General features: G+C 70.6%; 3 protein-coding genes. All 3 read right to left on the bottom strand.

Features of this window, described 5'->3' with window-relative positions:
* Window positions 1–157 precede the first annotated feature (157 nt).
* A complete protein-coding gene (locus tag ABZS64_RS38910; RefSeq protein ID WP_355839884.1) occupies window positions 158–1,336 on the bottom strand; it encodes a lactonase family protein in 1,179 nt (392 codons plus the stop codon).
* Between the two features lie 116 nt (window positions 1,337–1,452).
* Window positions 1,453–4,704, bottom strand: a complete 3,252-nt coding sequence (locus tag ABZS64_RS38915) for a GH92 family glycosyl hydrolase (protein ID WP_355839886.1) — start codon at window positions 4,702–4,704, stop codon at window positions 1,453–1,455.
* A gap of 149 nt (window positions 4,705–4,853) precedes the next feature.
* Window positions 4,854–6,441: discoidin domain-containing protein (locus tag ABZS64_RS38920; RefSeq protein ID WP_355839888.1), on the bottom strand; the 1,588-nt coding region annotated here is incomplete at its 5' end.

Consider the following 6,441-nt stretch of genomic DNA (forward strand, 5'->3'; position numbering starts at 1 on the left):
GCTCCGCGTCGGCTCCTTCCTCCGCCTTGCGATCGCACGCACCGCAGTGACATCAGCCGCTCCGCGACGGGCCGCTCACTGATCCGGCCTGATCCAAACGACAGGCCCTAGTTCGGGGTCGGCGCGGCAGGCCATGACCTACGAGTGCGGACGGTGCCTACAGCGGCAGGGCGCACACGGCCACGGGAGAGCTGAACGGGCCGCCCGCGGACCGGAGTTCACCGTTCTCGTGATCGACATGGAAGACGGTGACCGAGCTGGAGCGCTGGTTCGCCGCGAAGAGCAGGCCCTGGCTGGGGGAGAGGGCGATGTGACGGGGGAAGTCACCGCCGACCGGCACGGTGCCAAGGAGCCTCAGCCGGGACCCGCCGTCCTCGATCGCATAGCGGGTCAGGCTGTTGTGGCCGCGGTTGGCGAGAAAGGCGTACCGGCCGTCGCCGGTGACGACCAGCTGCGCCGGATAGCTCGTGCCGGGTCCCGTGCCGGTCGGCTGCGGCGTGCCCGGGGTCAGCTTCCCGGTGGCGGGCTCGTACGCGCAGACGGCCACGGTGTTGTCGACCTCGTTGGCCAGGTAGGCGAACAGGCCTCCGGGATGGAAGGTCAGATGCCGGGGTCCTGCGCCCGGTTGGACCGTCGCGTACGAGATCCGCGTGAGGGTTCCTCGTGAGGCGTCCAGCCGGTAGGTGTAGACGGTGTCGGTCCCCAGATCGACGGCCAGCACATGTCCGCCGTCCGGGCTGGTGATGATCTGGTGGGCGTGCGGTCCTTCCTGCCCCGGGCCCGGCGGTGGCGTGGTGTGCGTGACGAGATCCGTACGCGGGCCGAGCGCGCCGGAGGCGTCGATCGGGTGCACGGCCACACTGCCGGAGCCATAGTTCGCACTGAACAGCCAGCGCCCACCGGGGTGTACGGACAGATGGCACGGGCCCGCGCCGCCGGTGCCCTGGGTACCGAGAACACGGTGGTGACCGTCGGGGGACAGTCGTACGGCGGTCACGCCGCCCGTCTGCTGTTCGTTCACGGTGTACAGGGTCCGGCCCGAGGGGTGCAGCGCCAGGAAGGACGGGTCGCTGACGCCCCGGACGGTTCCGGTGGCGGTGATCCGGCCCGTCGCCTCGTCGTATGTGGCCAGACCGATCCCGCTGCCACCACCCGCGACCGAGGTGTACGTACCGAGGAACAAGGGGCGTGGTCCACGGGGCCACGAGGGCCACGCCTGTGCGGCCTGCGGCGCGGCGACGGCGCCGACCGCCGCGGCTGCAAGCGCGCCCATGAACCGCCGACGGCTGGTCCCGCCGCCCCGGCCCGGCTCCGTCCGTGCTGCCCTGCTGCTCATGAAACGCACCTCGCGTGTCGGTCGCACACTTCCGCTGTGGCAGACACAGTGGCCTGTGCCGCTCGCATGCGCAAGAGGTGCAACTCGCGTTGCATTCTATGCAACGCAAGCTCGGCTCACGTCAGCGTGATCGCGTACACCTCGACCCGTGGGTCGTCCGGCAGCGTCACCGACCGCAGCGCCTTCGCCCCGTCGAGCGGGACCGCGCCGCCGAACAGCCGCACCGGAGGCCCGTCGACGCCCTGCCCGCCCTTGATCCGGTGCGGCATGTCGAGCACGACCGTGCTTCCGGACGGTGTGGAACCGGCCCAGTCGCCGATGGTGACATGCGCATCCGCACTGCTGCCGTCCGTGTAGCGCACGGTCAGCGTCGTCGCGACCGGCCCGTTGTGGGAAGCGGCGACCAGATGCAACGAGGAGCGGGCGCCGGCGGGGAGCAGCAGCGCCTGGCCGCGGGCCTCGACGAAGTTCGCCGCCGTACCCGACGCATCGGGCGCGTTGTACGTCACGCCGTTCCAGATGACCGGACCCGCCTTCGGCAGCAGGTCGCCGTCGTAACTCCAGCCAAGACCGTCGAAGTTGCCCTGGCCCGGCTGCTCCTTTGTGGCCGTACCGTCATGGTTCACCGCACCGGCCAGATCCACCGCACACAGCTCGGTCCCGGCTCCCGCGCAGCTCGCCGCGGTCCGCACCTCGACGGTGGCCGTACGGAGAACCGGAGCGATGCCCTGCGCCGTGACCGTGACCTGCACCGGATAGGAGCCGACCGCGGTGCCCGGCGGCACGGTCACCGGGAGGGGGACCGTCGTCTGCACCGGCAGACGGCGGGAGGTGAGAGTGAGCGTCGAGGGAGTCTTCACGGCCCAGCCAGCCGGAGCCTTCGCCGCGACGGACACGCTCACATCTCCCGGTGACTGGGCCAGCACGTCCACGGAGAGGTGGGCGGTCTGTGCGCTGTTGCTCGTGGGCACTGCGTCCGACGCGGTATGCAGCGAAGCGTCGACATGCCGACGGCTGTCGGCTCCTGCCGAGGCGCCCACGGACGGAGGTTCGGCGCTTGTGCCTGTACCCCACGCGGACGGCTCCGTCCCGAGCCGGTGGGCCAGCCGCCCGCCGTGCGCGATCGCGTCCCAGTCCAGCCAGGTGGTGCGTACGTCCTTGCCGTCCAGAGCGACGCTCTGGACGTAGCGCCGGTCGTCGCTCGCCCCGGGGGCGTCGATCTCCAGCGTGCCGCCCTGCTTGCGGCCGTACTGCCCGATCCTGACGGTCGCCGACTCGAACTGCGGGCTGGACAGCGCCAGGAAGTCGGCGCCGCTCATCGTCGGATAGAGACCGAGCGACGAGAAGACGTACCAGGCCGACATCGTGCCCAGATCGTCATTGCCGGTCATACCGTCAGGGCCGTTGGTGAAGAGCGTCATCGCCGCCCGCGTGACGGTCGCGGTCTTCGCGGGCGCGCCCGCCCACAGATACATGTACGGGGCGTGCAGATCGGGCTCGTTGTTGGGGTTGTAGGTGGGCTTGCCGTAGTAGTCGTACGGCTGGGAGATCCAGTCGTTGCGCGCGGTGCCGGCCGGGTCGGTGAGCAGCTTGTCGTGGACGAAGAAGGCGTCGAGCCGCTTCTCGGCGGCCTTCCTGCCGCCCATCAGCGTGACAAGCCCGGCCGGATCCTGGGGCACCAGCCACTGGTACTGGTGGGCGCCGCCCTCGTGGAACTGATGGCCCGCCTCGACCGGGTCGTACGGAGTCACCCACGTCCCCTGCGTCGTACGGGGACGGAACTGCCCGATCGAGGAGTCCCACAGATTGCGGAACCACTGGCCGCGACCGGCGAACATCTTGGCGTCCGCCCGGTGGCCGAGCCCGTCGGCCATCAGGGCGAGCGAGGCATCGGCGGCCGCGTACTCCAGGGTGGCCGACGCCGGGTGGTTGCAGTCGTTGTCGCCGCCCTTGTCGGCGCAGTCCTTGCCGAGGCCGAGACCCGAGGGGATGTAGCCGCGCTCGCGGTAGAAGTCCACGCCCGAGCGGCCGTTGTACGGGGAGCCGGCGGGCGGCGTGCTCGTGGCGTTCTTCTTCAGCAGCGCGTACGCCTCCTCCTCGTGCCCGGCGAGCAGGCCCTTCGACCATGCCTCGACGAGGAACGGGGTCACCGGGTCCCCGGTCATGATGTTGGTCTCGCTGTTGGCGAGCGCCCAGCGGGGCAGCCAGCCGCCGTCCCTGCCGATGGCGACCACCGAGAGCGCCACATCGCGGGCGACAGCGGGCTGAAGGAGTTCCAGGAGCTGGTTCTGCGGGCGGTAGGTGTCCCACAGGGAGAAGTTCTGGTAGGGCGTATAGCCGTCTGCGGTATGGGCTTTGCGGTCGAAGCCGGTGTAACGCCCGTCCACGTCACCGGCGAGATTCGGGTGCAGTTGCGCGTGGTAGAGCGCGGTGTAGAAGGCACTCTGCCGGTCGTGCGAACCGCCGCCGATACGGACCGAACCGAGCTGTTCCTGCCATGTGCGGTGCAGGGCGGCGCGGGTGGCGTCGAAGTCGTAGGCGTCCTTCGTCTCCGCGGTCAGGTTCTTGCGGGCGCCTTCGAGTCCGGTGTAGGACAGGCCGACCTTCACCACGACGTCCTTGTCGGTGCTCGCGTCGAACGTCACCCATGCGCCGTTGCCGCCCTCACCTGCCGCGTCCCGGCTGCCAGGCGCGGGAGTCGATCCGCGCCAGGTGCCCTGCGCCTTGAAGGGCCGGTCGAAGGTGGCGGTGAAGTAGACCGTGTGATCGTCCTTGCCCGCGCAGAAGTTGCCCGCGTGGACCCGGCCCTCGACGGTGCGGTCGCCGACGACGTGCACCTCGGAGTCGTACACCTTCTGGTTGGCCCTGCCGGTGTTGAACAGGACATTGGCGGCGCCGGTGGAGGGGAAGGTGTAGCGCTGCCAGCCGGTGCGCTGTGTCGCGGTGAGCTCGGCGTCGATGCCGTACGACGTCAACTTGACGCGGTAGTAGCCGGGCTCGGCGTGCTCGTCGTCGTGGGAGTACTCCGAGCGGTAGTCGTCGGGGTTCACGTGGTCGACCGCGCCGGTGGTCGGCATGATCGGGAGCTCGCCCGCGACACCGCAGCCCACGCCGGAGAGATGGGTCTGGCTGAAGCCGTGGATCTTGTTCTGCTGGTAGTCGTAGCCGCCCTGGCCGCCGGTGTCCGGGCTGACCTGGACCATCCCGAAGGGGGCGCCGGCGCCGGGGAAGGTGTTGCCGAAGTTCTCGGTGCCGACGAAGGGGTTGACCAGACTCGTCGGGTCGGCCACCGGCGCGGCGGCGGCAGTGACGGCGGCGGGCCCGGTGAGAGCACCGGTCAGCAGGGCGCCAACTGCCAGGCTGGTCACGCAGTTTCGAATCCGGCCGACTCTCCGTCGCATGTTCCACCCCTTGTTGACAACGTTGTCTGATCCGGGCTCGGGAAAGATGTCATGGCCGTGCAAAGCCTGTCAACGGTCTTCCGCGGAGCGGTCGACGCGGTCCCGCGCGGAGCGGTTCACCCCGGCCAAACGGTGACGCTCAGGGTGGCCCGGGCCGGGGGTGTGCCGTGGTTCCCGTGGACGGTGACCGGGATGTGGTGGGTGCCTGGTGCGGCATCGGCCGAGGCCCTGATCTCCAGAGGGAGTTCGGCCCGGGCGCCGCGCGGTAGCGGGACGTCACCGCGGGCCGGGGTCAGCGTGATGCCCTTGGGCGGATGCGTCCGGACGCTCAGGCGCTGGTCCTCGCAACGGGTCGAGGTGAGCACGGCCGTGAGCACCGCACGGTCGCTGGTTTCCAGCGCCACCGTGGATGGGGTGAAGCCGACGGATACGGGCGCGTCACCGGCGTACACGGGGAGGATTTCGGAGACTGCCGGCGGCCGGGAACCCGGGGCCCAGCGCAGGCGGACCGCGTCGGCCTCGATGCCCCGGGCGGGCAGTTCGGTGAATCCGGTGCCGGAGAGCGGGCCGAGCGTCGTCCAGCCCTCTGGGGTACGGATCTGGACCTCGCCGCCCGCCGTTTCCGTACCGGGCTGCAGGACCAGCACCTTGCGCAGTTCGCGCGCGCTGGGGAGCTCTGCCAGGATCGCGTCCCCGGCCGACGCGGAGGCGGCGGCTTCGTATGCCGTGCCCGGATCCTCGTCCGCGGCGAGGGCGAAGTCGCTGCCCCCTGTGGGCGGGGGCGTTCCGGAGACGGTGAGCACATCGCCGCGGCGGACGGTGAACTCCCGTACCACCACCCAGTTGTCCTGCGCCTTCGTCACCCGCAGCCGGACGAACCGGGCGACGGTCCCGGCGGGAAGATCCACCTTCACCGTGGTCTCGCCGGTGAACGCCTCGCCCTCGGTCCACGTGGCGCCGTCGCAGGAGTACTCGAGGACACCCTCGTGGATGAAGTCATCGGGGCTGTCGCTGCTGCCCATCTGAACCTCGACGCAGGTCACCGGCCGGGGCCGGCCCAGATCGATCCCGGCGAAGTGGCCGGGCGCAGGGGCCGCCGCGCCCCAGAAGTACGTAGCCGGATCCCCGTCCGTCATGTGCGAGACGGGAAAACAGCCGTCCAGCAGCGGCAGATTGGTAATCGCCGCAGGCTGTGCGAGGCCGAGCCAGCGGGTGTTCTCCACCAGCGAGTCCTCGACGAACTCCGCGAGGACCGGGTCGAGTTCGACCGGCACCTCGCGACCGGGATCAGGGCCGGTCCAAACGGAGGAATTCGCCCACTCGACGAGGGCGGGCAGGGACTGGCGCGCCGCCCACGCCTCGGCGCCGCGTCCCGCACGCTGGGCCGACAGCATGTCGAGCGCGCCGAGAGCCGCACGCCCCCAGGCCTCGGTGGCATCCAGCCAGGGCGCGGTCTCCGTGAGGAAGGCCCGATTCTCCAGCCCCTCCCGGAGCACGCGCGGCGCATCATGCACCGCGGCCAGGGCACGGTGGAGCGGGCCGGCCTTTCCCGTGTGCCTGAACTCTTCGATCAGCGCGGTGAGTTCGGGAGCGCGGCGTGGGTCGATCCGTGAGGACCGCTGGACCCCGGCGAACGCACGCAGCGCCTCGGCGGTCCGTTCGACCCCGCCCGCCAGCTCGTCAACCGCCGCCGACCAGGACCGT

The sequence above is a fragment of the Streptomyces sp. NPDC005408 genome (assembly GCF_040606445.1).
Lineage (GTDB): Bacteria > Actinomycetota > Actinomycetes > Streptomycetales > Streptomycetaceae > Streptomyces.

Coding starts and splice junctions, on each gene's coding strand:
- ABZS64_RS38910 (WP_355839884.1), bottom strand. CDS start 1,336: ATGAGCAGCAGGGCAGCACGGACGGAGCCGGGCCGGGGCGGCGGGACC.